Source organism: Pedobacter sp. WC2501, from assembly GCF_052682415.1.
In genome coordinates this window covers 4,566,498-4,590,541 of the sequence record NZ_JBQZFI010000001.1, presented here as the reverse complement: position 1 = coordinate 4,590,541, position 24,044 = coordinate 4,566,498, and the positions used below count along the sequence as shown (strand labels likewise).

General features: G+C 39.5%; 26 protein-coding genes and 1 tRNA gene. 18 read left to right on the top strand and 9 right to left on the bottom strand.

All coding sequences use genetic code 11. From position 1 onward, the window contains the following. Positions 1-21: 21 nt before the first annotated feature. The 12 genes from ACUN24_RS19295 to ACUN24_RS19240 all read left to right on the top strand — a co-directional run bounded on the left by ACUN24_RS19295 (position 22) and on the right by ACUN24_RS19240 (position 10,110). A complete protein-coding gene (locus ACUN24_RS19295) occupies positions 22-1,545 on the top strand; it encodes a DEAD/DEAH box helicase (RefSeq protein ID WP_445563982.1) in 1,524 nt (507 codons plus the stop codon). Positions 1,546-1,655: 110 nt separating this feature from the next. After that, positions 1,656-2,087, top strand: coding sequence for a hypothetical protein (locus tag ACUN24_RS19290; RefSeq protein ID WP_445563981.1), 432 nt, complete (start codon positions 1,656-1,658; stop codon positions 2,085-2,087). Positions 2,088-2,427: 340 nt separating this feature from the next. Next, positions 2,428-2,880, top strand: a complete 453-nt coding sequence (locus ACUN24_RS19285; RefSeq protein ID WP_445563980.1) for a GNAT family N-acetyltransferase — start codon at positions 2,428-2,430, stop codon at positions 2,878-2,880. A 100-nt stretch (positions 2,881-2,980) separates the two neighbouring features. After that, positions 2,981-3,247 (top strand): DUF3253 domain-containing protein, encoded by a 267-nt coding sequence (locus ACUN24_RS19280; RefSeq protein ID WP_445563979.1) that lies wholly within the window; start codon positions 2,981-2,983, stop codon positions 3,245-3,247. An 858-nt stretch (positions 3,248-4,105) separates the two neighbouring features. Then, the gene (locus ACUN24_RS19275) at positions 4,106-4,939 is read left to right on the top strand and encodes a PAS domain S-box protein (RefSeq protein ID WP_445563978.1); all 834 of its coding nucleotides are present in this window, start codon (positions 4,106-4,108) and stop codon (positions 4,937-4,939) included. A 51-nt stretch (positions 4,940-4,990) separates the two neighbouring features. Beyond that, positions 4,991-5,353, top strand: a complete 363-nt coding sequence (locus ACUN24_RS19270) for a response regulator (protein ID WP_445563977.1) — start codon at positions 4,991-4,993, stop codon at positions 5,351-5,353. A gap of 17 nt (positions 5,354-5,370) precedes the next feature. Further along, a complete protein-coding gene (locus tag ACUN24_RS19265) occupies positions 5,371-5,898 on the top strand; it encodes a DUF892 family protein (protein ID WP_445563976.1) in 528 nt (175 codons plus the stop codon). A 385-nt stretch (positions 5,899-6,283) separates the two neighbouring features. After that, a complete protein-coding gene (locus ACUN24_RS19260) occupies positions 6,284-7,723 on the top strand; it encodes a PAS domain-containing sensor histidine kinase (RefSeq protein WP_445563975.1) in 1,440 nt (479 codons plus the stop codon). Positions 7,724-8,045: 322 nt separating this feature from the next. Continuing rightward, on the top strand, positions 8,046-8,492 hold the full coding sequence (gene tnpA, locus ACUN24_RS19255; protein ID WP_445563194.1) for an IS200/IS605 family transposase: 447 nt from the start codon (positions 8,046-8,048) through the stop codon (positions 8,490-8,492). A 473-nt stretch (positions 8,493-8,965) separates the two neighbouring features. Further along, positions 8,966-9,244: a helix-turn-helix domain-containing protein gene (locus ACUN24_RS19250; protein ID WP_445563974.1), complete on the top strand. Its 279-nt coding sequence runs from the start codon at positions 8,966-8,968 to the stop codon at positions 9,242-9,244. 267 nt (positions 9,245-9,511) lie between these two features. After that, on the top strand, positions 9,512-9,763 hold the full coding sequence (locus ACUN24_RS19245; protein WP_445563973.1) for a DUF6266 family protein: 252 nt from the start codon (positions 9,512-9,514) through the stop codon (positions 9,761-9,763). A gap of 56 nt (positions 9,764-9,819) precedes the next feature. Further along, positions 9,820-10,110: a hypothetical protein gene (locus ACUN24_RS19240; RefSeq protein ID WP_445563972.1), complete on the top strand. Its 291-nt coding sequence runs from the start codon at positions 9,820-9,822 to the stop codon at positions 10,108-10,110. A 156-nt stretch (positions 10,111-10,266) separates the two neighbouring features. Here ACUN24_RS19240 and ACUN24_RS19235 read toward each other — a convergent pair whose 3' ends face one another. The 3 genes from ACUN24_RS19235 to ACUN24_RS19225 all read right to left on the bottom strand — a co-directional run bounded on the left by ACUN24_RS19235 (position 10,267) and on the right by ACUN24_RS19225 (position 11,655). After that, a complete protein-coding gene (locus ACUN24_RS19235) occupies positions 10,267-10,635 on the bottom strand; it encodes a response regulator transcription factor (protein WP_445563971.1) in 369 nt (122 codons plus the stop codon). Positions 10,636-10,695: 60 nt separating this feature from the next. Next, positions 10,696-10,965, bottom strand: a complete 270-nt coding sequence (locus ACUN24_RS19230) for a hypothetical protein (protein WP_445563970.1) — start codon at positions 10,963-10,965, stop codon at positions 10,696-10,698. Positions 10,966-11,472: 507 nt separating this feature from the next. Then, positions 11,473-11,655, bottom strand: coding sequence for a sigma factor (locus tag ACUN24_RS19225; RefSeq protein ID WP_445563969.1), 183 nt, complete (start codon positions 11,653-11,655; stop codon positions 11,473-11,475). Positions 11,656-12,110: 455 nt separating this feature from the next. Here ACUN24_RS19225 and ACUN24_RS19220 point away from each other — a divergent pair, with 455 nt between their 5' ends. Further along, the gene (locus ACUN24_RS19220) at positions 12,111-12,863 is read left to right on the top strand and encodes a hypothetical protein (protein WP_445563968.1); all 753 of its coding nucleotides are present in this window, start codon (positions 12,111-12,113) and stop codon (positions 12,861-12,863) included. A gap of 670 nt (positions 12,864-13,533) precedes the next feature. On the opposite strand, the gene ACUN24_RS19215 is transcribed toward ACUN24_RS19220, so the two are convergent. Then, the gene (locus ACUN24_RS19215; protein ID WP_445563967.1) at positions 13,534-15,306 is read right to left on the bottom strand and encodes an alpha-L-fucosidase; all 1,773 of its coding nucleotides are present in this window, start codon (positions 15,304-15,306) and stop codon (positions 13,534-13,536) included. Between the two features lie 508 nt (positions 15,307-15,814). On the opposite strand from ACUN24_RS19215, the gene ACUN24_RS19210 reads away from it, so the two are divergent. From ACUN24_RS19210 to ACUN24_RS19200, 3 genes are all read left to right on the top strand, one after another. Then, a complete protein-coding gene (locus ACUN24_RS19210) occupies positions 15,815-16,276 on the top strand; it encodes a hypothetical protein (protein ID WP_445563966.1) in 462 nt (153 codons plus the stop codon). A gap of 528 nt (positions 16,277-16,804) precedes the next feature. Beyond that, positions 16,805-17,401 (top strand): Crp/Fnr family transcriptional regulator, encoded by a 597-nt coding sequence (locus ACUN24_RS19205; protein WP_445563965.1) that lies wholly within the window; start codon positions 16,805-16,807, stop codon positions 17,399-17,401. Between the two features lie 92 nt (positions 17,402-17,493). Beyond that, positions 17,494-18,300, top strand: a complete 807-nt coding sequence (locus tag ACUN24_RS19200; RefSeq protein WP_445563964.1) for a sterol desaturase family protein — start codon at positions 17,494-17,496, stop codon at positions 18,298-18,300. Positions 18,301-18,676: 376 nt separating this feature from the next. On the opposite strand, the gene ACUN24_RS19195 is transcribed toward ACUN24_RS19200, so the two are convergent. The 5 genes from ACUN24_RS19195 to ACUN24_RS19175 form a co-directional block, all read right to left on the bottom strand. After that, a tRNA-Ser gene (locus ACUN24_RS19195) sits at positions 18,677-18,763 on the bottom strand. A 94-nt stretch (positions 18,764-18,857) separates the two neighbouring features. Then, positions 18,858-19,847 carry a YihY/virulence factor BrkB family protein gene (locus ACUN24_RS19190; RefSeq protein ID WP_445563963.1) on the bottom strand — a complete coding sequence of 330 codons (990 nt, stop codon included), beginning with the start codon at positions 19,845-19,847 and terminating at the stop codon, positions 18,858-18,860. Positions 19,848-19,855: 8 nt separating this feature from the next. Then, a complete protein-coding gene (locus ACUN24_RS19185) occupies positions 19,856-20,263 on the bottom strand; it encodes an acyl-CoA thioesterase (RefSeq protein WP_121286531.1) in 408 nt (135 codons plus the stop codon). Next, positions 20,263-21,318, bottom strand: coding sequence for an endolytic transglycosylase MltG (mltG, locus tag ACUN24_RS19180; protein ID WP_445563962.1), 1,056 nt, complete (start codon positions 21,316-21,318; stop codon positions 20,263-20,265). The genes ACUN24_RS19185 and mltG overlap by 1 nt, the downstream gene beginning before the upstream one ends. An 18-nt stretch (positions 21,319-21,336) precedes the next feature. Continuing rightward, positions 21,337-22,107 (bottom strand): PASTA domain-containing protein, encoded by a 771-nt coding sequence (locus tag ACUN24_RS19175; RefSeq protein ID WP_445563961.1) that lies wholly within the window; start codon positions 22,105-22,107, stop codon positions 21,337-21,339. A 201-nt stretch (positions 22,108-22,308) separates the two neighbouring features. Between ACUN24_RS19175 and ACUN24_RS19170 the strand changes: the two genes are divergently transcribed. Together ACUN24_RS19170 and ACUN24_RS19165 are read left to right on the top strand one after the other, a co-directional pair. Further along, positions 22,309-23,295 carry a D-alanine--D-alanine ligase gene (locus ACUN24_RS19170; RefSeq protein WP_445563960.1) on the top strand — a complete coding sequence of 329 codons (987 nt, stop codon included), beginning with the start codon at positions 22,309-22,311 and terminating at the stop codon, positions 23,293-23,295. Between the two features lie 64 nt (positions 23,296-23,359). Beyond that, positions 23,360-23,941, top strand: a complete 582-nt coding sequence (locus ACUN24_RS19165) for a Crp/Fnr family transcriptional regulator (protein WP_445563959.1) — start codon at positions 23,360-23,362, stop codon at positions 23,939-23,941. Positions 23,942-24,044 lie beyond the last annotated feature (103 nt).

Here is a 24,044-nt window from a genome sequence, read left to right as displayed (position 1 = left end):
AGTTTCCGTGGTTGTAACACCATGCAGATTTTATCCCCTATGGTTGCGCCAACTAAAAAATTATATCCCTATCAGCAGTATGCGATCGAAACCCTGTTTGAAAAAATGGAGGCCAGTGCTGGGCAGACACGCTTGCTTTTTCAGCTACCTACAGGTGGCGGCAAAACAGTTATTTTTTCTGAAATCGTCGATCGTTTTATAAAGAAATACGGAAAGAAGGTAATTGTGCTGACCCATCGGCAGGAGTTATGCAAACAGACTTCGCTGGCGCTGAAAAATACAGGCGTTTTTAATAAAGTAGTGGACAGCAGGGTTAAACGGATAGCCAAAAAAGATTATTATTATTGTTACGTGGCCATGGTCGAAACCCTTAAACACAGGATTGATGATGGTCTGATCGATACTGAAGGGGTAGGCCTTGTGATTGTAGATGAGGCCCATCACAACTCCTTCCACAAACTGCTTAAAAAATTCCCAGGTGCCAGGATAATCGGGGTAACAGCCACACCTTTCTCTGCAGATGCAGCGCTTCCGATGAAAAGCTTTTACAATGAACTGGTGCTTGGAGAGCAAATCAGTTCACTGATCGAACAGGGCTTTTTGGCAAAGCCGAAGAGCTTTGGTTACGAAGTAGAACTCAACACGCTGAACAGGGGCATACACGGTGATTTTACGGTGAGCAGTTCCGATGAATTATATTCATCCAAGGTAATGCTCGATCTTCTGATCCACGCTTACAGGGAACATGCTTTTGGGAAAAAGGCGTTGATTTTTAATAACGGTATATTTACCTCACGAAAGGTATTGGAAGTTTTTCAGCAGGCTGGTTATCCCATCCGCCACCTGGATAACCAGACAGAAAATGCAGAACGGATTGAAATATTAAAATGGTTTAAAAAAACAAAGGGAGCAATATTGACATCAGTATCCATATTAACTACTGGTTTTGATGAGCCGTCTGTGCAGTCGGTTATCCTGAACCGTGCTACTACCTCACTTACACTTTATCATCAGATGATCGGCAGGGGAGCAAGGCGTTTGCCCGGTAAAAAGACTTTCTGTATTATAGACCTCGGCAATAATATAGAAAGGTTTGGGGAATGGGATGCACCGGTAGACTGGCAGCATGTATATGAAAACCCTGAAATCTATCACCAGATACTTGAAAAGGCCAGTGATGATATCCATCAGATGCCTGCCGAAATGAGGAATAGGTTTCCCAATAGCACGGGGATATCATTCGATGTACTCGCGGCCTATCAAACAGCAACGGAGAAAGGGGAAAAAGCAAGAACCGTGCTCCGCGATTCCATCAGGCAACATGCAATGATGTGCACTGACAATGCTGAAACGGTGAGCAATGCCTTTGAATTGGCACAGGAACTCGATAAAGAAATCGACTGGAGGATAAAACAATATGGCAAATGCCTGGGTGCGGTAACCAAAAACTATATAAAGTGGTTGGGCAGCGACTACCGGAGCCGTTTGCATGGCCTGATCGAGAAAATAATGTCTAGGCGGGCGGCAATGCGCGCAGCAGTTTAATCTAAAGCAGGGATTGATGGAAGCAGATATCGAAAAGCCGGATCTGAAAAGGGCAGGCGTTAGGTTTACAGGGGAGGAAAGATCTTGATTGTTAATTATTGCAACAATGGATGGGAAATCATCACCCAGAGCGCTGGGTAGAAACCCTCACTGCTACCACCGAGCAAGACGATGTTTTCAACGAGTTTGTCCGTGGTCCGCTGTTATCAGATAGCGGCGGATCCCTCAATTTAAAAATAACGGGTTTTGATGAATCGGCCTGCAGGGAAATGATGGATAATGCCATCAGTAAGAGCAGGGCCAGATTTCGCCAGAAGAGCGCCTTCTTAAAATTAGTAAAGGGCCTAGCGGCACATCTTTCCGGTTTTTTCAGCGGGGCAACAATTTATCGTTACACCATAGTCTTTGAGGTCGATAATTTTGAAGTATGTTACGAGCGGCTTAATTTGAATAAAATTAGTTTCGAAAATGATGAGGCATTAAGAATGGCCCTGCGTAATGAAGGGCTTGAAATGCGAAAGCTGATCATCTCCAGGGGATGATCTCGTTTTGTTATTCCTTAAATCAGATCAGCATAAAGCTGTTTTTAAAAAACTTTCGCCGGTTAACGATGGTTATTATGGTGATGAAAAAATTGAATTCTTTAGAATGGCTGTTGATTTGCCTGATACTGGCTACATTTATTACGGGGATAATGGTCGCTTTAACACGTGGTGAGCGTATAGCGGCGATTTCAAAGCGTTATCCCGTTGTTGCATTATGCCGTTAGTCGCCGGTTGTTAATGCCTTTAATCCATAAATTTACCATTACTTTTACAGGCCGTTATTTGGACGCAATCATAACAATTCATTTTATCCTTCCACAGTATCCCACACCTAAAAATGACATTACCAGAAAAACATCCAGCATACAATTATCAGGTAAATCCGGATTTGACCAGCATCGATTGGCAACGTGTATGCCAACTCTTTCAGGAAATTAACTGGAAACATCGCTTAGCCGAAGAGATAGAAAAAGCTTTCAAGATGAGTACCTCCACGCTTTTTATCTATGAGGGGGAAATGATCATTGCTTTCGGCAGGGTTATAGGTGACGGAAGATATTATGCCATGCTGGCAGATGTAGTGGTGGACCCAGCCTATCAGGGTCGGGGACTGGGCAGATACCTGGTTATGGCGCTGAACAGCCAGTTGGAAAATTATCATTTTGTTAACCTTAGTGCTGCCCCGGGAGCCGATCGTTTCTATAAGACCCTTGGGTGGAAAAAGCAGACTACTGCCTATATATGGCCCCAGGGTCCTAAACAACTGAGGCAGCATTGCGAAAAGGATTAAAAGGGCAAGTCGTTTATTGCGTCACTTGGGATAGTACCATCCGTGGATAAAAAGGAATCGCAATGCCATAATATATCATGTTGCACTTATATATTCTAAAATGAAAATACCTTTATCTCATCAAACAAAGCAGGCAGGTATCCCAAACGCCCTTTTATCCCTCGCCACAGAACGCGGGCCTGATAAGAGCACATGCCCATCCGAAATCGCCCGCCTGTTATTTCCGCAAGACTGGCGCAATCAAATGAAAGCAGTGCGTGATGTGGCTATTGATCTGCATAAACAGGGCAAGGTTATCATTACCCAAAAAGGGAAACCTGTTGACATTGACGGGATCAAAGGACCTATACGGATCAAAATTGTTTGATCCATTGCAGTGTTGTTTAGGACAGAGAGGCTTGTTTGCAAATTTTGTCGAATACTGGTTCAGGTTCATCGTTATAAACTTGATATATATATCATATTCGTGGCCAATTTTTTTGCTTCCTGGAAGCGCTGTGACCAGAAAACTGTAATGTGTATTTTATCGCGGTAACCAAAGGTTTTGCCACGTTAGTGCTAGTTTTTAATAGGCTGGACTAATTTCTTTAACTGGAATAAACGATACAATTTTCTGTTGATTAAATTCATTAACAAACTATTGTGAATTGGTTTTGGAAATTTACATTGACAAAACGATTGCCAATCAATTCTTCTTTAAGAAAAATTGATTTTTTTAAATAACTTGCGTAACATAAACAAATAGTACAGTAAGCTCTCAATGTACAATAAATCTTTTTTTGAATACCTTGCCATATCTGATGGCAAAAGTATCCACTCACAGTTTTTTGCCTTGCTGTTTTCAGCCCACTGTCGTCCGTTAATTCTAATAGCAACTCTAAATATTTTACTTTCAGACGCTGTTTTGAACAACACTATGAGCAACTTAGCGATAGTTTAGGGCCAGGCACATTGCGCAACTTTTTTCTGGTACATACAACCATCCCGTGCAAGAAGAAAGGATATTTATGTTCTAGATATGAAGTTATCAACTATGATTGCCGAAATATTGGGATATATAGAGGTATTATTTTATAAACTGTTCCCAATACTGCCTAATATGTTCGCAAAATTGACATAATCAAGGCCTTAACAATGAAGTGAAAACAATTTAAACAAAATTTGTATTTCAGTGGTGTCACCAACCAAAATATTTAATGCGTAAGGATATGAGCAAGAACATGAAATGGTCAAGTTAAAATCTCAAAAGGTCTTTGACCTAGAGTATTTCTTTGAAGTTGTGCCCGACTTTTTGTGCATTGCGGGGTTCGATGGGTATTTTAAAAAGATCAACCCTGCTGTTTGCAGGCTGCTTGGTTATACTCAAGACGAACTTTTCGCTTCGCCGATAAATGAATTCATTTATCCCGACGATAGGGAAAGAACGGCTGAAAAGAGGGCCGAACTTTTGGAGGGGCGCTCATTGTTAAACTTTGAGAATAGGTATCTTACAAAGGAGGGCATGGTAATATGGCTTAGTTGGACATCAGTTCCGATCAAAAAGGATAACCTGATTTTCGCTATTGCGAAGGATATTACCTACCGTAGACAGCTGGAAGAATACGAACGTATTTCGTCCATTCTCGGTATGATCAATGATGACCATCATACGCGTTTTAAACAACATCGGCCAACCATAAACAGGACTTTTGTAGCATTTAAGGCAGATGATGGAAAAAAGTCCATTGAAGAACCTTCCCAATCAGATCAATTCTGGCTTAACAGACTAGAAACAATTGTTCGCCAAAATGCTGGCAAGAATGAACTTAACCTCAATCTGATAAGTAATACTTTGGCACTCAGTCAGCGACAGCTTTTCCGAAGGGTACATGGCATACTTGGTATTACTCCGAATAAGCTTGTCAGGATTATACGCCTGCAACTGGCATGGGAAGCGATTGCATCTGGGAAATATCGTTCTGTCAAGGAAATAGCAAACATTGCGGGCTATAATTCCAGAGGTCATTTTAACAGGCTTTTCTACGAGGTTTATGGCATTCGGGTGGTGGAGCTGTTGTAACGCACTAAGCGGCGTGAAATTTAATTTTAATATTTAGAACTTTATTACCAAATGGCTAAACGAATTCTTGTAATTGATGATGATGAGGACATTCTTTCTATATTGGATATCCTTTTTGCAGATGAAGGTTATGAGGTCATCCTACAGAATACTGGCACGAACGCGGATCAGGTTAGACTAATCGGGCCAGACTTAATACTATTAGATATAAGGATAGCTGGCTTTTCCAAAACTGGAGACCAGATATGCGCGGAGATCAAGCGTGAGCTAGAACTAACAACCATACCAGTATTACTTGTATCTGCTGAGCTTGATGTGCATGACCGGGCTAATGCATGCGGCGCCAATGGCTACCTAAACAAACCATTTGATATAAATAAGCTTCTTGAAAAAGTGAAAGAATTTATAACTTAGTAGCCTAATTAGCTACTATGCCTGAAAAACCTGAGAAATCACGTTCTTGGAAGAAAATTAACCTTGGTTCTGAAAAGCTTAAAGTTTTTTTTGTCAAGCATCTTGATCGCATCTATGGTGCAAAGTTACACTTGGTTTCCAAATTGCCAAGTCTTGCAAGCGAAGTAGAATTTGCCGATTTAAAGAACGCAATCATTGAAACGGTTGCTGATGTCGAAAAACAGATTGCAAGGATGGAAGTTATCTACTCACTACTTGACGCACAGGTTTCAAGGGGAAGCATACATGGATTAACTGGTCTAATCCAGGATGCCTTTGAGGCAATAGATGAGCAAATGGGTGAACCTGAGCTTCGCGACCTATCTATCATTTTTTATCTGCAGAATATTGAAAGTGTGGAAATGGCCTCTTTTCAGATATTGCAAATGGCAGCGGTGAAACTTAAAAACAAGCATATCAATCAGCTCCTAAAAGAAAACTACGATGAGGCTAAAGCAGACCGTACATTACTCTTGCTCATATCCTCAAAATATATTACCAATTAATTCTGGTACCCGCACTTGAGATTACATGTACTGACTCTCTTTCGGATGTATGGGTTTTTCAGTTGAACCTAGTGTTGGGCATTTCGCTTCAAGTTACTACCTATCCCGGGGCAAACTTGGCTTCGCGACGTTGTTGATTTATATTTCAATTAATAACTTATCCATCATACTTCATGGGTTGCAATTCGTTATCTGTCAGATTCTTTCGTAATTTGGTAAAACCTGGCATTAACCAAAGAGGAATATATTGTTCATCCCTTTTGAAGTCCTCAAAGTCTTTGTAAAAATCTAATTGATTGGTCTATTTTTCAAAAAACTGACTTAAAGATTATGGTTAAACATATTTCATCTTAAAGTGTTATTTCTTTATCAGCTGAAAATTGTTATGCAGAAAAATAAAGGGCGAAATAATTTTGAGAAGAGGTTCAAAGAATGTGATGAAAAGTTCAACACTATATTCAAACTTACCAGTGTAGCCTCAAAGATTATCCGGTCAGACCTGACCATCTTAAAGGTCAATAAGGCACTTTGCGATCTATTAGATTATCTACCCGAGGAAATCGAAGGAACCAAAATTCTGGATCATGCCTGTGAAGAATATATCGCACATTGGCATCATCTCCAGGAAATGATATGGGCTAAGCAGGTACCTTTCTTCAAGCTGAAGGCCTGCCTGTACCGAAGAGACCGCACCCGAGTGTGGGTTGATGTTACTACGATACTCTATAACGACCAGGGAGAAACTTTTGGCTTTACGGTTCTTGACGATATTTCCAGTTTCAAACGACTAGAAGAGAGCCAGAAACGTTTAAACCTCGCCCTCAAGTATACCAGCACAGCTATCTGGGAGCTTGATCTGGACACACACAAAGTTTTCCGTTCCCGCGACCATGATGAAATTTTTGGATATCCGCAGAGGCAGGAGCATTGGAGCCTGGAAAGTTACTACGGGCATATATCAGCAAGTGATCTGCCGGCCTTCAAGGAGGCACTATCGAATATTGAAGCAGAAGGAGGCCTGGACGTACAGGTTAGGTTGAACAGGCCAGATGGCGTCCTTCAATGGCTGAATATAAAAGGTAAAACTGAGACTGGTAAAGATGGGAAGGCTGTGAAACTGATCGGTGTCATCAACGACATCACGACCGACAAAATCATTGAAAGACACAAAGACGATTTCATCAGTATTGCCAGCCATGAGCTGAAGACCCCGGTGACCAGCTTAAAAGGATCAGTTCAAATGTTGCAACGGGATGCGAATAGGCAATCCGAGCGTACTAGGCGGTTGGTTATGCAGGCCAGCAAGGGCATAAACCGGATTTCACTGATAATAGACGATCTGCTCAATGCCGGTAAAAATTATCGGGACCAGATAGAACTACGGAAAACTAACTTTAACCTGTTTGAGCTGGTCAGAGAAATAGTCGACCTATTTGCTTTCAATGACCAACCGGCAGTAACTATAACAGGCAAAGAAGACATCATGGTTCATGCCGACTCAGAGCGGATCGGCCGGGTGCTTACCAACCTGATCAGTAATGCAGTTAAATATGCTCCGGGCACCGCAGAGATAAGGGTTGAGCTCATTGATGATGAAAGCCAGGTTAAAATTTCCGTTATCGATAATGGCCCTGGGATTGTTGCCGAAAAGATCCCCTTATTGTTCAACCGGTACTATCAGGCCGATGAACAGCAGCATCAATTCTCCGGGCTAGGCCTTGGATTGTTTATTTCCGCTAATATTATTAATAAACATGGAGGAGAAATTGGTGTTGACAGTATGCCAGACGAGCGTACCATTTTTTGGTTCACCCTGCCTAAATAAGCTTTGATGGCTCCTTATAAATTAGATTTACTCCACACCTGGTGCCCAAGCGAAGTTACAGGTATTGACTAAATTGTTTTATTTGCCTGGATAAGCTGTTTTTTTGCCAGGCCCGGATTTTTAATGTTCCGTTTCTATTGATATTAAACTTGCCTGACAGCAACATATTGCTGTTTTTGATATACGATTCGATATAAGTTGTCGTTATACAGGATATAATGCGTAGCTATATCACGTCTTTTATTCCGAGAATACCTCGAGGCTTGCCTCGGGGTCAAAGCGGAAAGTTTGAAAACGAAGAGTTTTCAAATACATTTGCATTGTGGATGAACATATTTATAAACGTCACAATAAGACCCTTTTGTTATACCATCTGGTATTTCCTCTGAAATATAGACGTGGAGCACTAAACAGTTCTTCAGGTGTTTCATTGAAAGATATTTGCGTGGAGATATCCGAGCGTTATGAATTGCAGTTTTTGGAAATAGGTTACGAGCCAGACCATGTTCATTTTTTAGTTCAATCTGTTCCCTCGATGAGTGTTTCGAAACTTGTGACCTTGATAAAAAGCCTCACAGCTCGTGAGCTTTTTAAACGCCATCCGGAAATAAAGCAATTGTTGTGGGGAGGCAATTTTTGGACAAGTGGCTACTATGCAAATACTGTTGGTCAATATGGCAATAAAGACGTGATAAAAAAATATATAGAGAATCAAGGCAAGGAAAATGAGTATCAAAAAGTGCATTTAGAACAACTCCGGCTCTTTTAATACCTCGAGGCTTGCCTCGGGGTTATTTATTACTGATTAAATTTACGCATCATGGAAAAACTAACACCATTTACTTTTTCATCCCTATTAATTAAATTATTTACCACAGTGCATAAATTTCCCGTTTATGCACGGCAAAACCGGCCACAGCGGGTGGCTTGTATCATTTTTAACCTGGAGCTCATCTGCCTCAGCCGGGGCTACCCATAACTTTGGGGCATTTGCCTCTGCAATGAATTTGAATTTACATATCTACAATTAACTTGAATATTATTGGGAATGTTAAACAGCTTTTGGTGTTGTTTGGCGCTAAAACTTACAGGTAAAAACCATGCTTTCTAACCAAATTTAGCCGCTTCAGTACCATGGGTTTAACCACCCGGATAACAGCACAGAAACATCTTCCTGCCCTGGTTGCGCAAGGCCTCATCACCCTTTCGCAAAATGTTTTTGTGTTTTAAATTTTACGCCTTATGAATAACCTTGACGCACTGGTACAGGTAATGTACAATATTTACCTCGTACTCAACAAAGAACAACTCACCTTTACTTTTATCGATCTTTTCGGCGACCCTGATGTGCAACTCACCCGCCAGCAGGTTAAAGATTACTTAAATATTAGCGAAAGCACCTACAAACGTAAGGTAAAAGATGGCACGTTAAAGCCGGTAAAACTACCTGGCGGCGATCGTTTTTACCTGAAAGATCTGCTGGCTGCATACCTGGAAAGCCAGCGAAAAGGCCGAATCTGATTACCCTTTCTTTACCTTTTGTTTACCCTTTCTTCGTACCAGGTTAACCCCAGGGTTACCCCACGGTTACCCTGGCTCTACCTTTTGGTTACCTAGAAGGTAAAGCCAGGGCCTGGTTTGGCCGAAGGGCTGCACTGGTTCTGGTTATGCTACCCCTAAGCTGGCTGCCACAAGCGGTCAGCTTAGGGCATTACGAGCCAGCTGTAATGGCCCATTTTAGCTCGTTATTTGGCTTAATTGGCCTAATTTAGCTCATTTTAGCTCAAAATGAGGCGCCAATGCTGCCAGGCTGCTAGGTTTGGGGCATGGATTAAACATAGCGGTATAAACAGAAATCCTTTTATAGAAACATTTTTTCACTTAAAAAACAAAAATTATGGCAACGTATCAAAAGGCGCAAATGGCACATTCTCGGGTAAAGTAGGCAGTGTAATTGGCAGCAACTGGCGCAGCATAGATTACATGAAAGGCCTGTCCAAAAAAAACAGTAAACCCAGTACCGAAGGTACTCAATTCTAAAGAACAAATTGTTTGTAATACCTGTTATTAATATAGTTATACCTAATCAACAGAAAATGACAAAAATTAACGGGACAAATACTCCTTTAACCACAGAAGAGGCTAGCAGGTTCGAATCTGGCGTGATCGAAACCGTTTGGAGTGAAACAGGAGAACCTCATTATATTATCAAAGATAGCCTTGACGTTAAAGAATATGCCGCTTTGGCAAAAAAATCACTTGAAAGTGAACGTATCATAGCCCACGATTTTACCAGCTATGTAATTAACGGCTCAGGTGAGCGCGCCGATTTTGAGTATAAATCAGGATGGTTCCTCGAAGGGTTAGCCGAACAGGAAATGGAATAAGAGCTCCATAAATTTATCTTTTCTCTTTAAAATGCAATCAGGAAACTTGAATTTGTAAAATATAACCGTAGCAGATATGAAATCCCCTTGTTAAAACTGTTGGCTGTAGCATTGCCGGAACAACGATGACTCCAATCAAGTGATATACAAGGGGCGTCATGGATTATCTTTGTTTAATAGCTGTACAATTTTTTCCAGCATTGCGAAAATATCAAACGGTTTTTTTATAAATTCTTCTGCCTGGCAACCACTGTTCATCTGTTGCAGATCGGCATGTGCGCTCATCATAATTACTGGTGTGGCTGAAGTTTTTGGTGAGGATTTTAACATCTTGCATACCTCAAGTCCGTTGCCATCGGGTAACATTACATCCAGTATGAAAAGATCCGGACTGGAATCCTTTTTGGTCAAAAAATTATTCACGGTAGTGTAGCATTCTACCTCATAATCTTCTTCTAAAAGAAGAAACTGTAATATATCCCTAATGCCTTCGTCATCTTCAAGGATTCCGATCAGTTTGCTCATAGTGTCTTAATTCTGTTCAAAAACTGATGTCCATAATAGTGCAGCGTAATAATTTTAACCTTATTCATCACCAGAAGTGGTGTTGTCTTTTGTTCCCTCTTCATCTCTTTTTTCTTTCCTATCCTCGTGTACAATAAGTGATTCGGGGGTGGCGGCAGCAGGATTAGAACCCGTACCCGAAGTTTTGGGCAAACTTAAAAGATCATTGTTATTGTGCTCCGGAGTAATTTCGATATCTGTGTTGCCCAGGGCAATCTGGTTTAGCTGCTCTGAATCATTTCTTTGATCCGCTTGTAATTCTTCTTTTCCCTTGTTTTCTGTATCTGACATAGATGTATTTTTATAAAAATAAACACCGTAAAAAGGCCGAATGTTTTGTAATTAATAAAAAAGAACATTTCCTGTAATTCTTTATTAAACCGGGAAAGACTTGTTTCTATAGCTCTTTTTTAATCGACATCTCCCTGTCTGGAAGGTGAATAACCGGTCTTCATCAGGTGATTCTACCTCAAACGACACATCCATGGTCAATGGTACTGCTGCTGATGCTTCAATGGATACTACAAGGAGTGATACGACTATGACCGACACCAGCTTGAGCGACAGCCTGAACGATACCAGACAATAAGCATCAGACAAATGCAATGAAAAGGAGGATATCTTGCAGAAGCAGACAACCCGGTCAAAACGGATAATGGTCATCAAAGATGATGCTGCACGCTCAGAGGTGCTGGCAGATATATTTAATAATCTGGGTTTTGAGGGTAATTTCCAAACAGACGCGCCCGATATAAGTGTTATTGAAGCATTTACCTATTGATAAGGTATTGCACATGATTACAAAAAAACAGCCCTTATATTGGTTCCTTGGTCAAGTTTTGAGGCAAACCGCGTGGCCTTTACCAATGTATCCTGCAAGAGATCATTTGCGTCGTCAATGTCGTTTGTAAATTTTAATGCATGTGAACGTAGGGCGCCTGCATGTAACTTGATGTTGTTCGTAAATTCGTATTGTGTCATAGGTATATGTTTTTAGGATGTAATAACTTCAACAAAGCATATATCATTTGGCATGGCCATTTTTTACCTAAGCAAGGCTTAGCGTATAAACCGCAGATCAGAAAATAGGGGCTTATTTTTTTGTGAAGGGTAGTGGTTTCAATAAAATTTTTAGAAAAAAAATGATTTTTATAGCATTTCCTTCCGATCAGTTACTGGTAAAATTCATAAAATGACACTATTTATGGTTGCAACAATATCACAGTTGAAAGCTGGACTTTATGGTTTTTCCATATAAGATTGATGTAACAAAAGCACAAGTGAGGCGAAGGCTAAGGCCCCCGGGCACTAAGACTTGCGCTAGAATGGGGAAAAAGAAGGTACACTTTCCTCATTAATTGGATCAGCATTTGATGTGAAAGAATAATTCAATGTAGGTGCCATTGTCACCTTTTTTATTACAATCAAAATCAGACATGAAAGCTAAGCTTTTTTTATTGGTGACATTCTTTATATTAATCTCGGTGAAAAGCTTTGCCGGTTGGTACAATACTTATAATTACACAGGTCTTGTCGGCACATATCCTGTTACGTTGTCTTTTCAGATAAAAGAAGGTTATTTTGGTGAACCTGCGAAAAAGGGATTTAATGTTATCGGCGTATATAAATATGATAAAGTTAATCATCCCATCAGGCTTGAAGGTGTTTTTAACCAAAATACCCAAGCCATAAAAATTTATGAAATAGGGGCAGGGAATAAGGTTGCTGCAACTTTTTATCTTAATTTTTCACTTCAGCAACTCACAGGTACCTGGAGCAGTAGTACAAGTAAACTAAAGGTAAACCTCCGGCTTGTAGACCGTCTCAGTGATCGCTCGGACGAATCGTTTGACAATATCCAGGTCCTTCAGTATCCTTCTTTAAAGAATTACTATTTTATCGGTATTTATGCTAAAAAGAGCCAATCATCAGAGGCACACATGCGCGCATTAAAGATCATGGATAAGCGAACTAATAAAACTTTTCAAACGTTTAATTTTGATAATATAGAAACACCGACAGGCAACCTCATGACCATCATCTATGATAATATTACGACCGGAAAAGGCAACAGTTTCCTCATCTCCAATCAGATTGGCAGGGTTGGAGGATATCTCAATGTAGACTTTAATGTAAAGGGAAAACAATTTGTTTTGGATCCTGAACCCGTCGCAGAAGGCATAAATTAATAATTTAAAAATCTTTAGTATAGGATGACTATCTGCAGGACGCACTATGGCTAAAATCGTAATTTACTTCCAGCGGGTTTTCGAAAATTTATCCCATGCTTAGTAAAAGCAATCCATTATGCTCAGCGTGACTGTAAAAGGCTATCCTTGCTAGCGCAAGTCCAATTTCATTAAGTTAAGCCATACGGCACAAGAAAATAATTTAACCACAGATAGGGAGGATGCGCACAGATATGAAAATCCGTGTTTATCTGTGTGCATCTGTGGTTAAAACCCTTAACTTAATGACATTGAGCGCAAGTCTTAGTGTGCGCGGCGTTGGACTGATTTGTACTTTCATAATACTTAACTAATTGATTTTTTGAGAGATTAATGTATTGATTTAATGAAAACTCATTCAGACGATGGCGTTAAGCTTGTTCTATAATTGGCGGCAGATGATGAAAGAAGTAAGGGTTGATGAAGATTGATGTAACGAAAGCACAAGTCAGGCGACGGCTAAGGCTCCCGGCACTAAGACTTGCGCTAGAATGGGCAAGTCCAATTTCATTAAGTTAAGCCATACGGCACAAGAAAATAATTTAACCACAGATAGGGAGGATGCACACAGATATGAAAATCCGTGTTTATCTGTGTGCATCTGTGGTTAAAAACCCTTAACTTAATGACATTAATCTACTTTAAATACCACAGCGGTCGCATAAGGCATTTCTGAAGGACAATTTATAATCAATCCATCATTCTGTTGTTTCCACTCCAGTTTACCCTTATATCCTACCAAGCTTACATTTTTGATTGCTTTATTTAAATAGTTCTGCTCCACACCAAGGGATTTGATTTTTAACTCGGCTCCTTTTTCTGGTGCAGTCATACAAAAAGCATAAAGTGACCCGTTTTTACCTACCGTAAAACGAAAATCTTCTTTGCTGAATTTGAATTCTGCCTGTTTCTGGCCCAATTTTCCACCAGGTAGCATTTTTAGCTTCCCGTTTTGCTGTTCCCCTTCTCCCGGGATTTTCCAGGACCGGCTTCCGTATACTGCTTCCCCGTTCCTGCGCATCCATATACCAACTTCTTTAAGCATCTTTAAGCTGCCTTCATCCAATGAACCGTCAGGCAGTAATGAAACACAAAGTGCAGCATTGCCGTCTCTGGCGATTGCCTCAATCACATATCTGATCATCATACCGGAATCATAGGTAAAGTTGGGTGCATAATACCAATCTCCAACAGGCGCTTCTGCAATCCAGGGCTGATCTGTTTTGATGTTTTCCGGAACAGCGAATTCTTCTGTAGTAACTATACCGCTGGTTTTGTCACGGAACTTGACAATGCTGAAGGTATTCACCTTTCCACGATGCGCCAGGGTTCTGTTGTAGTAGTCTGCAATTACGCTCTGCATAGCATCAGCCTTATAACCGGTACCTGTACCATTACCCGTAAAAGGGCCTTGCACCGTGCCATCTGTATAAATAAAGTCAGGATCATAGTGTTCTACCACATCCATCATGCGCATTGCCCAATTTGTTGCATACCATTTGGCATAATCCAGGTGTTTACTGAATATTCCCGGCGAAGGCGGCGACGAGCGACTGAGCGATTTTTCTGCCACCCCCTTGTATTCACGCAAGTCAATTCCATAAAGCATGCGTGGGTCGTAACCCTCCCACCATTTGCCTTTTCCATCTGCAAGCGTAAGATTACCATCGTAAGGGATTCCTTTTTTTGCACCTTCAGTATCGCTGCCGAATGCTGTTTGCCACCACCACCAGGTATATTCGTGATGAAAGGTAACACCATAGCGGATATTATTTGCACGGCATGCTTTTGCCCATTCCCTTAACAGATCTCGTTTAGGCCCGATATTGACAGAATTCCATGGCTGATATTTCGAGTTCCATAAATCATAGTTGTCATGATGTACACCCTGGATCATTAAAAATTTTGCTCCTGCATCTTTATATATTTTAGCCAGTTTTGCCGGATCCAGCTTTTTAGGGTTCCAATCACGAAGAACTTCTTTGTATCCGGCTTCTGATGGATGACCATATTTTTCCTGATGTTTTTTATATGCGGGGGTACCTGGAGTATATAGCCTGCGCGCATACCAATCTCCACTTTCGCCGGATGCCTGTGGCCCAAAATGAACCCAGATACCAAACTTCGCGTCTCTTAACCAGGCTGGATCTCCCGGATAATTGGATTCAATAGATTCCCAGGTAGGCTTGAAGGGGCCCGGATAAATGGGTAAATTAAGTTTTACTTCAGAAAATGAGTTCCAATCGCCCATTGGCGTACTATCTATTGCTCCGGGAGGAGGTATCTGTGGTATTGGAGGGGCTGCATTTACAGCATTTTTTTTATTTAGTGATTGTGCCCGTATTGTAGTAAAACAAAATAAAATAATAGCAAAGCAGACACTAATTTTTAAAATTTTCATCATGAATTAAATTAATATTGTAATCTAATCAACCTCAGCAATACAAATGCTGATAAGGTCAAGATTAATAAACTTCAATATAACACTTATTTCTAATCTGTGGAATCAATTGTAATATGATTGCAAGCCCCTTGTTTGTTTGACTCATACTAGCGCAAGTCTTATTGTGCGGGGGTAATGGGTTGGCTGCCTTGTGCTTTCATAAAACCTAACTAATTGGGACTTTAAAGATTAATCCATTGAATTTAACTAAAGCACAATTCAACCGGCAATGGCTTAAGCCCGAGGAGCTAAGACTTGCGCTATAATATTTTTTTAGAAATGTCTAGGACTCCACAGTATTTAATTAGGCGCTTGCGGTTTACATGAGCATAGGTTTAAAAAGCTTAAATAGGTTTAAGAATAACCAATGGATTAAGTCCTAGGTAATTCACAGAGCCAGAAGGTTGTCGCGTTTCATATCTTAAAATCGTTTTAGAATTAAAACATTATTTAATTTAATTTTTTAACTATGAAATCGAATTTATTTTTAACAGTTGCACTCTGTTTATTACTCTTTAGCTGTAATAAAAAGAGTGAAAATCCGAATTGTTTAGCAGTCATAAACCCACCGAAATTGAAGTTCAATATTATTAGTCAGGAATCACAAAAAGATCTATTTTTTGCAGAAAGTGCCGCTTATCAGATAAGTGACTTAAAAATTTATAAGTATTCTGATACAAAACATGAACAGCCTCTAAAAATAGAAGTTCAAGTCGAAGGAGAGTCCGGCAAGAAAAATTTTTCAATTAACCTGGATGGTGCTTTAACCAACGGCTCTTTGGAATTTAATATAGGATCATCGATCAAGCATAAACTTGACTATTCTGCTTCGATTATAAAAACTCCATGTCCGGAGTATAAAATTAATGAAATCAAGTTTAACCAAACTGTTGTAACAACCAATACAGGAATATACATGTTAATGAATTAATTTTTAAAAGCTCATCTTATGCAAAATCTAAAAAACAACTCAGATCAAGACCTTAATATACAGGAAATGGCTCAATTCTGTTAGTCCCGGTTCTACCAAAACCGATTTCAGCCGTCAACTCGGAAAAGGTTCTGTTGAAGATGCAGGAAAGCAAATAATATGCATTAGTAGACAACAATGGGCCAACAGGTAAATTTTTCTCTGAAGATATGAATACTGCGACAGGCGAGATTCAGTGGTAAAAGAGAGGAACACATCACAAAAGTATACCTTCCATGACGTAAATTTTTGAGTAAATTTGTGTGTCATAATAACCTTCACTTTGCATATACTGATAAAATTGTGAATACGTATCATGGTTTACGGTCCAAAATTGCTCCTGCAACGGCAGGATAAACTGTGTCCCTTTAAGCCGGAAGAATACACTATATGTTCGCTGCATCACTCAGATCATATTGGAGATAATTTTGCAGGCTTGCCGGGATATTTTTAAATTAGCAATTGCTCATCGGTATTTTTGCATTTAATATGGGAACATCAATTGATACCTTACAGGAATTATTGTTTGATTTAGCAGGCGTATTGCCTGCCGATACCGCACCATTATTTGCCATGACGACTATGGTATCGCTGGAAACCAATGAAGCCTACATCCGCGAAGGTGAAAACAGCCGTCGACTGGCATTTATTGAACGAGGCGTCATCCGGGCATATACCATTAAGGAAAATGGAGATGAAGCTACACTTCTCCTACGCTGGGAGGACCAGTTTATTGCCTCACATGATACGATTATCAACCACCAACCTTCACGGTTTATTTATCGTGCGCTGGAACCTGTTAAATTGCTGCAAATTGATTATGATGTTTTGGAGGAGATTTTGAAAACCCACCCGGAATACGAACCACTCCGTAACTTCTTCCTGATGAAAATGCTGGCGGAATCTTTAAAAATGCTGGAATCCTTTGTGACAAAGTCGCCGGAAGAGCGTTATCGGAAACTCCTTTCCGAGCGTTTCGACCTGGTAAACCGCGTGCCTGATAAATATATAGCATCCATGCTCGGTATCACCCCGGTGTCTTTAAGCCGAATTCGCAAAAGGATGTATACAAAAGGAAAACAATAACATAAATTATCATTTGTTAAGCCCTAAATTATCTTTTGTTAACGGCTGACGATCTATCTGTTTTATACTTTTGAAGTATAAATAAAATAGATATGGAAAAGATTATAGAAGCCACCATTAGTATTTTTAGTATTTCGGCTATCCGGTATTTTACATTTGCGGGAATTCCTTTCGTGCTGTTTTATCTGCTTATGCCTGCCAAGCTGGGCAAATTTAAAATTCAGCAAAAACCAGCCACAAAAAAAGACATCATCCGTGAAGTATGGCATTCCATGCAAAGCACACTGGTATTCTCAATCATCGCAGTTGCGTTGGTTTTCACGCCTCTGCATCAATATACCCGAATTTATGCACACATCAATGATTTCCCAATATGGTATATAGGTGTGGCATTAGTGCTGAGCCTAATTATACATGATACTTATTTTTATTGGATGCACCGATTGTTACACCATAAAAAACTGTTCAAACTTACCCATCTGGTCCATCATAAGAGCACCAATCCCTCTCCATGGACATCCTATAGTTTTCATATACTGGAAGCCGTCACTGAGGGACTTGTATTAGTGCCAATTGTAATCCTGCTGCCGATGCATCCTGTAACGATATTACTCTTTACCGTAACTGGCTTCATCATTAATGTGTACGGACACCTGGGCTATGAAATTATGCCTAAATGGTTCCGCTTTACCTGGGCATTTGAAATCCTGAATACTTCGGTACACCATAACCTGCATCACAGTAAATTCAAGGGGAATTACGGGTTGTATTTCAGAATCTGGGACCGGATGATGGGCACAGAACATTCAGATTATGTAAAGGAATATGACCGCTTGCAGGATCAGCGTTTTAATCAAAAGCCGGTGGAAGAAAAAAATCAGAATGTTCAGGCAGTGTGAAAATACGAAAGCTACTTTTTTTTAAAGGTGGAGCGCTGCAAAGCAGAGGTTAATCAAAAAGAAGTGAATTACAGGCCTGCTATGCAAAGGATGATGTGGTCAACTTTGGGGAAGCTTTATGTTTTAACCTGATATTGTATAGCTTTAAATAATGTGATCTAACAATAAGGTTTGGCGTACATTATGCCGGGCCTTGTTGTTTTAAAGATGGAGTATATCTGTATATATGACGATCTGTATATCTATTAATACCTTCGTTTTTTTATGCTGAAAGTTGTGTTTTTTTATCGCCCGAGGCGCTAAGAATTGCGCTAGAATATGCTTTTAAAAAACGAAAAAGCCTGAAATCTTATGATTTCAGGCTTTGATTTTTCTGCGGAGAGTGGGGGATTCGAACCCGCGGACCCTTTAACAAGTCAACAGTTTTCAAGACTGCCGCAATCGACCACTCTGCCAACTCTCCGCTGCAAAAGTACAAACTCAGCTTAAATCTGCAAACTCAGAATGCTTTTTTTTTATATAAACTTGATAATTCCTTAACACAGAGGGAGAAAAAATTATTTCTTCTGTATGTTTTCTTCAATTGGCTCCGATTTTTTGAACAAATTGAAAGTAGGGCGGATAATCTTCACACTTCTTTTGCTCACATCAACGCTGGCATTGAGCTCAAAACCGATCAATAAAATTAATGAATTGAGGTAAAGCCAGATCATCACCACGATTAATGTTCCTATAGAACCATAAACTTTATTGTAGGAAGCAAAATGGTTAATGTAGAAAGAAAAACCCCAAATGGTAAGAAAGGCAAGGATAGTAGCCAGCCATGAACCTGCGCTAAACAAGCGCCATTTTTTGGTATGCGATGGGCCATAGCGGTATAAAATAGAAATGGTGATGAAATACAAAATCGCCAATAATGCCCAACGCGTAAATTTGATGGTATAAATCAAAAAACTATCTTTTAAGTGCAGTTCGTCGTTAATCTTGTTCAGCAGAACTTCACCCAAGGCCATCGCACTGATACAGATGATGATCGAAAAGCAGATAATTATGGTTAGTACAAGCGCAATAAAACGTTGTTTTATCCAGCCCCTGGTTTCGATAATTAATGATGATTTATTAAAAGCCTTCATCAGGTTTTTAACCCCATTGGTCGCAAAAAACAGTGCTGATAAAAAACCGAAAGATAACAAACCCGTGTTTTGCTTTTTGATGATGTCTTTCAAAGTTGTTTCGAAGGCATCAAAAGCATTGTGAGGCAGTACCAGCTGAATTAAATTTAAAAGCTGGTCCTGGAAACCCTTTATCGGTATAAAAGGGATCAAAGTAAATAAGAAAATAATCCCCGGAAAAATGGCCAGCATGAAACTGTATGCTAAAGATGATGACTTGTTTACCAATGCATCTTTTCCGATTTCACGAAAGAAAAACGTAGCTACAGTATACAAGGGTAGTGGACTAAAACCAGGCAAAATGCATCCTTTAGTCCATTCTATAAATCTAGAATAGAGTTTAAGATGTAATAATTGCCTGTGTAACCATTCCATTGTATTGGTTAATTAAAAAACACCGATAATTTTTCCATAAAATTTTCGGGTGGATTTGTCGGTTTATTTTTCGCCATATCAACAAAAACCAGTGTAGTTGCCCCAATGTTTATGAGTTCTTCTTTTTCGTTATATAGCTCATACTCAAAAAAGATCCTGATGCCCGGCAAGGTTTTGATAATTGTTTTTACGGTAATTTCCTGATCGTAAAGGGCAGGTTTAATGTATTTACACTTTAATTCTAAAACTGGCATCATAATGCCATCAGCTTCCATAGAGCTATAGCTCATGCCCAAACTGCGTAACATTTCTACCCGGCCAACTTCGTAGTATTGTGCGTAATTGCCATAATACATATAGCCCATCTGATCGGTTTCGCCATAACGAACCCTGATTTTTGTACTGTGGCTATACATTATTTAAATATATTTCTTTTGTTCAGCGCTTCGCGGTATTTCCTTGCATTGATTTCGTGCTGGGCTTTATTTTCAGCGAAATTATGGTAGCCAGAAAAATCTTCTTTCGCACACATGTAAATGTAATTGTTTTTATCGCGGTTTAGTACAGCATCAATGGCATTAATACTAGGCATCATAATTGGTCCAGGAGGCAAACCCGCATATTTATACGTGTTGTAAAGCGATTGTACCTGCAATAATTTTCCGGTAACCCTTTTTACTGTAAAATCGTTGTTTGCAAAAATTACCGTTGGATCGGCCTGAAGCAATATGCCTTTATTTAAACGGTTTAAGTATAAACCCGCTATAATTGGCATTTCTTTGTCGTAAAGTGCCTCTGCATCCACAATAGAAGCCAAAGTGTATACCTGTGCCGGGGTCAGGTTTAAACTTGCAGCCTTTTGCTTGCGGTTGGCTGTCCAGAATTTATCGTATTCCTTATGCATTCGCTCAAAGAAATCAACCGGCGAAATATTCCAGTACATTTCATACGTATTCGGGATAAACATGGCATATACATTATCCTGGTTAAAACCATATTTACTGATCAATGCTGTAGAATCTAACACATTGATAAAGCTTAACGAATCGGCTTCCAGGTTGCTGGCCAGGTAGGCTGCGAAGTTTTCTTTCTTACGGATGTTATGGAATTTCAATTTAACAGGATCCTGGTTTCCGGCTTTGATCAGGTTAATCAACGTACGGTTGGTCATTCCTTTTTTCAAACGGTAACGGCCGGGTTTAACGCTTGTGGCTAAATTCATTTTTCCGGCAGCTGTTGTAAAAGAAGAAATACTTTTTAACAGATCTTTCTTTTTAATTTCTGCAATCAGATCATCGTAATTGCTCCCGGTTTTGATATATAAATATTTTTGATTTTCGGTAACGTTAGGGGCAAAGTAAAGCCTGTAAATATTTAACGCAAAGTAACCAGCAATTAAAATAACAACAAGCGCGATAATTATTGCCGCTTTTTTGCCTGTACTCATGTTCTTTTTTTCTACTTCAGTCATCTGTAATATGATACTTGTTTATTGTTGTTTGTTAGATAGTGTAATGTTAATCTTGGTGCCTATGGCCACTTTGGTTAACGAATCAACCAGCATAGGATCTTGTTTAATAATCACAGCAGCAGCACTATCGGTGATTGGTCCATCGTAAATAATGTTGCCTAAACTCAGGTTTGAACCCTTTAGGCTAAATTTAGCTTCATCAATGGTTAAACCCATTAACTGTGGAATATCTACTTCTTCATTTCCACGGCCATCGCCTAAAACCAGGTTAATCCTCGAGCCAACAGGCACAATCTGTCCTGCTGCAATCGGTTGACCGCCAAAGGAGGCTTCTAAAACCACATCGCGACTTACATCTGGCTTATAAGTCGTATCTCCGAGCTTTAATCTCGAACTTTCTATAATGGCTTGTGCTTCCCTCAAAGTTTTAAACGCTATATCAGGGAATTTTGTATTTGGTGTTTTGCCTGCATTAATGGTTAAATAAATGGTACGGTTATCTTTCACAAAAGTATTAGGGTCAGGATCCTGATCAATTACAATTCCGGCAGGTTGATCCATAATAAAAACAGAATCTACTTCATATTTTAATCCGGCATTTTCCAGTTTCTGAACGGCCTGCTCAAAAGATAAACCTTTAACCATAGGTACATTTAGGCCCTGCCCATGTTTGGTGTAATATCTTAAACTAAAAAAAGCAACCAATAAAAGCACTACAACGGTTACTATTGCAGCTAAAATATTGTTTCTAAACGATTTGGTTTTTAAATAATCTATAAATTTAGACATGAATCTTAATTTGGGTTATGCGTACAAGCTCAAATGTAACTATTTTAATGATGGATTGAATTATCGAATCTATTTCTCACTCAATCATTCAATTACTCACTCCTTCAATAATTCTCCTTCAATAATACTAAAGCACAAAGATATTTATATTTTTGAGGATATATTTATATTCAATTTCTATTTATACAAAGGATTTTTAACATGAAGAAAACGATAGCATTGTTAACAGGCGGTACCACAGGCGAATGGGTTGTTTCTGTAAAAAGTGCAGCCACTATTGCTCAGAATATCGACTCCGATTTATACGATGTGTATAAGATTATGCTGAACGAAAAGGGCTGGTTTTATGAGCCTGCTGATTCTGTTAAGATTGAAATTGATAAAAATGATTTTTCCTTAACACTTGAAGGAAGAAAAATTAAGTTTGATGGCGTTTTTATTGCCATACATGGTTCACCTGGCGAGGATGGGAAATTACAGGGCTATTTCGATATATTAGGTATCCCATATACCACCTGCGATGCATTAACTTCGTCCATTACCATGAATAAAGGTTATACTAAAGCCGTTGTAGAAGGCATTGATAACCTGCACACCGCAAAATCTGTTCAGATATTTAAAGGTGGTAACTACAATTTAAATCAGATTAAGCAAGATTTAAGATTACCTTATTTTGTTAAACCCAACAGCGGTGGAAGTAGTATTGGCATGACTAAGGTAAAACATGCCGACGATCTTGAAATGGCCATTGAAAAGGCATTTAAAGAAGATAGTCAGATTTTAATAGAAGAGTTTGTAAGTGGCAGGGAGTTTTCGATCGGCATTTTCGGCGCTGAGGGCAAAGTTGTAGTTTTACCTGCGACAGAAGTGATCCCGAAAAATGAGTTTTTCGACTTCGAAGCAAAGTATACGCCTGGCGCAACAGAAGAAATTACACCCGGTAGAATGAGTGACGAAGAGGTGAGCCGTGTGCAACAGGTGGTAAAGGACGTATATCAGAAATTAAACTGCAGGGGAGTGGTACGTATTGATTATTTTCTTGAGGAAGGGACCGGCAAATTTTATTTTATCGAAATCAATACCATTCCCGGACAAACCGCAACCAGCTTTATTCCACAGCAGGTAGCTGCAATGGGTATCACCCTTAAGGCATTTTATACCCTTTTAATGAAAGAAACGCTGGGGTAGTACTGGTGAGTTTTGTCATTCTGAATGCAATGAAGAATCTTTATACTGATTTACCTGAACAATAATGAACTTCCAAAAACTGATTGATAAAGGTTTAAAACTCAAAAGCTATTCAAAAGATTCGTTTATTTACGAGCCCGGGATGCAGCCCCGCTACGTGTATTTTATCAAATCGGGAGAGGTGCGAATGGTTACTGTGAGCGATGAGGGAAAGGAATTTATTCAGGGCGTTTTTAAAACGGGGCAGTATTTCGGTGAACCTGCTTTACTAATCGATCGGCCTTATTTGGCCTTTACCATTGCCAATAAAGATTCGCAGCTTATTGCGGTAAATAAAGAAGATTTTTTTGAACTGATTAAAAACGAGCCCGATTTTAGCATGGAGCTGATCCGTACTTTAAGTAACCGCCTTTTTTATAAATCGATGATGCTGGAGGAACTGGCGAGCGAAAAGGCTGATCATCGGTTGTTAACGATTATCAATTATCTCCTTGGCGATATTGCTGTAGGTGAAAATTTAAAAGTAACACGACAGGAATTAGCCGATATGACCGGCTTAAGGGTAGAAACCGTTATTCGGGGCACTAAAATACTATCCGAAAAAGGCCTGATCAAAATCATTAAAGGGAAGATCGTAAAAGTTTAGCGTTTTTATTGGTTAGCATGAACGACCAATAAACAAATGACGAATGAACTGATAAACGATTCTCAAACATGACTTAGATCATAAATTAGTATCTAATTTTAGA

What these genes read in the sequence shown, in the direction of transcription:
- ACUN24_RS19295 (WP_445563982.1), top strand. Translation starts at nt 22, where the DNA reads ATGCAGATTTTATCCCCTATGGTTGCGCCAACTAAAAAATTATATCCC.
- ACUN24_RS19290 (WP_445563981.1), top strand. Translation starts at nt 1,656, where the DNA reads ATGGGAAATCATCACCCAGAGCGCTGGGTAGAAACCCTCACTGCTACC.
- ACUN24_RS19285 (WP_445563980.1), top strand. Translation starts at nt 2,428, where the DNA reads ATGACATTACCAGAAAAACATCCAGCATACAATTATCAGGTAAATCCG.
- ACUN24_RS19280 (WP_445563979.1), top strand. Translation starts at nt 2,981, where the DNA reads ATGAAAATACCTTTATCTCATCAAACAAAGCAGGCAGGTATCCCAAAC.
- ACUN24_RS19275 (WP_445563978.1), top strand. Translation starts at nt 4,106, where the DNA reads ATGGTCAAGTTAAAATCTCAAAAGGTCTTTGACCTAGAGTATTTCTTT.
- ACUN24_RS19270 (WP_445563977.1), top strand. Translation starts at nt 4,991, where the DNA reads ATGGCTAAACGAATTCTTGTAATTGATGATGATGAGGACATTCTTTCT.
- ACUN24_RS19265 (WP_445563976.1), top strand. Translation starts at nt 5,371, where the DNA reads ATGCCTGAAAAACCTGAGAAATCACGTTCTTGGAAGAAAATTAACCTT.
- ACUN24_RS19260 (WP_445563975.1), top strand. Translation starts at nt 6,284, where the DNA reads ATGCAGAAAAATAAAGGGCGAAATAATTTTGAGAAGAGGTTCAAAGAA.
- ACUN24_RS19250 (WP_445563974.1), top strand. Translation starts at nt 8,966, where the DNA reads ATGAATAACCTTGACGCACTGGTACAGGTAATGTACAATATTTACCTC.
- ACUN24_RS19245 (WP_445563973.1), top strand. Translation starts at nt 9,512, where the DNA reads ATGAGGCGCCAATGCTGCCAGGCTGCTAGGTTTGGGGCATGGATTAAA.
- ACUN24_RS19240 (WP_445563972.1), top strand. Translation starts at nt 9,820, where the DNA reads ATGACAAAAATTAACGGGACAAATACTCCTTTAACCACAGAAGAGGCT.
- ACUN24_RS19235 (WP_445563971.1), bottom strand. Translation starts at nt 10,635, where the DNA reads ATGAGCAAACTGATCGGAATCCTTGAAGATGACGAAGGCATTAGGGAT.
- ACUN24_RS19230 (WP_445563970.1), bottom strand. Translation starts at nt 10,965, where the DNA reads ATGTCAGATACAGAAAACAAGGGAAAAGAAGAATTACAAGCGGATCAA.
- ACUN24_RS19225 (WP_445563969.1), bottom strand. Translation starts at nt 11,655, where the DNA reads ATGACACAATACGAATTTACGAACAACATCAAGTTACATGCAGGCGCC.
- ACUN24_RS19220 (WP_445563968.1), top strand. Translation starts at nt 12,111, where the DNA reads ATGAAAGCTAAGCTTTTTTTATTGGTGACATTCTTTATATTAATCTCG.
- ACUN24_RS19215 (WP_445563967.1), bottom strand. Translation starts at nt 15,306, where the DNA reads ATGATGAAAATTTTAAAAATTAGTGTCTGCTTTGCTATTATTTTATTT.
- ACUN24_RS19210 (WP_445563966.1), top strand. Translation starts at nt 15,815, where the DNA reads ATGAAATCGAATTTATTTTTAACAGTTGCACTCTGTTTATTACTCTTT.
- ACUN24_RS19205 (WP_445563965.1), top strand. Translation starts at nt 16,805, where the DNA reads ATGGGAACATCAATTGATACCTTACAGGAATTATTGTTTGATTTAGCA.
- ACUN24_RS19200 (WP_445563964.1), top strand. Translation starts at nt 17,494, where the DNA reads ATGGAAAAGATTATAGAAGCCACCATTAGTATTTTTAGTATTTCGGCT.
- ACUN24_RS19190 (WP_445563963.1), bottom strand. Translation starts at nt 19,847, where the DNA reads ATGGAATGGTTACACAGGCAATTATTACATCTTAAACTCTATTCTAGA.
- ACUN24_RS19185 (WP_121286531.1), bottom strand. Translation starts at nt 20,263, where the DNA reads ATGTATAGCCACAGTACAAAAATCAGGGTTCGTTATGGCGAAACCGAT.
- mltG (WP_445563962.1), bottom strand. Translation starts at nt 21,318, where the DNA reads ATGACTGAAGTAGAAAAAAAGAACATGAGTACAGGCAAAAAAGCGGCA.
- ACUN24_RS19175 (WP_445563961.1), bottom strand. Translation starts at nt 22,107, where the DNA reads ATGTCTAAATTTATAGATTATTTAAAAACCAAATCGTTTAGAAACAAT.
- ACUN24_RS19170 (WP_445563960.1), top strand. Translation starts at nt 22,309, where the DNA reads ATGAAGAAAACGATAGCATTGTTAACAGGCGGTACCACAGGCGAATGG.
- ACUN24_RS19165 (WP_445563959.1), top strand. Translation starts at nt 23,360, where the DNA reads ATGAACTTCCAAAAACTGATTGATAAAGGTTTAAAACTCAAAAGCTAT.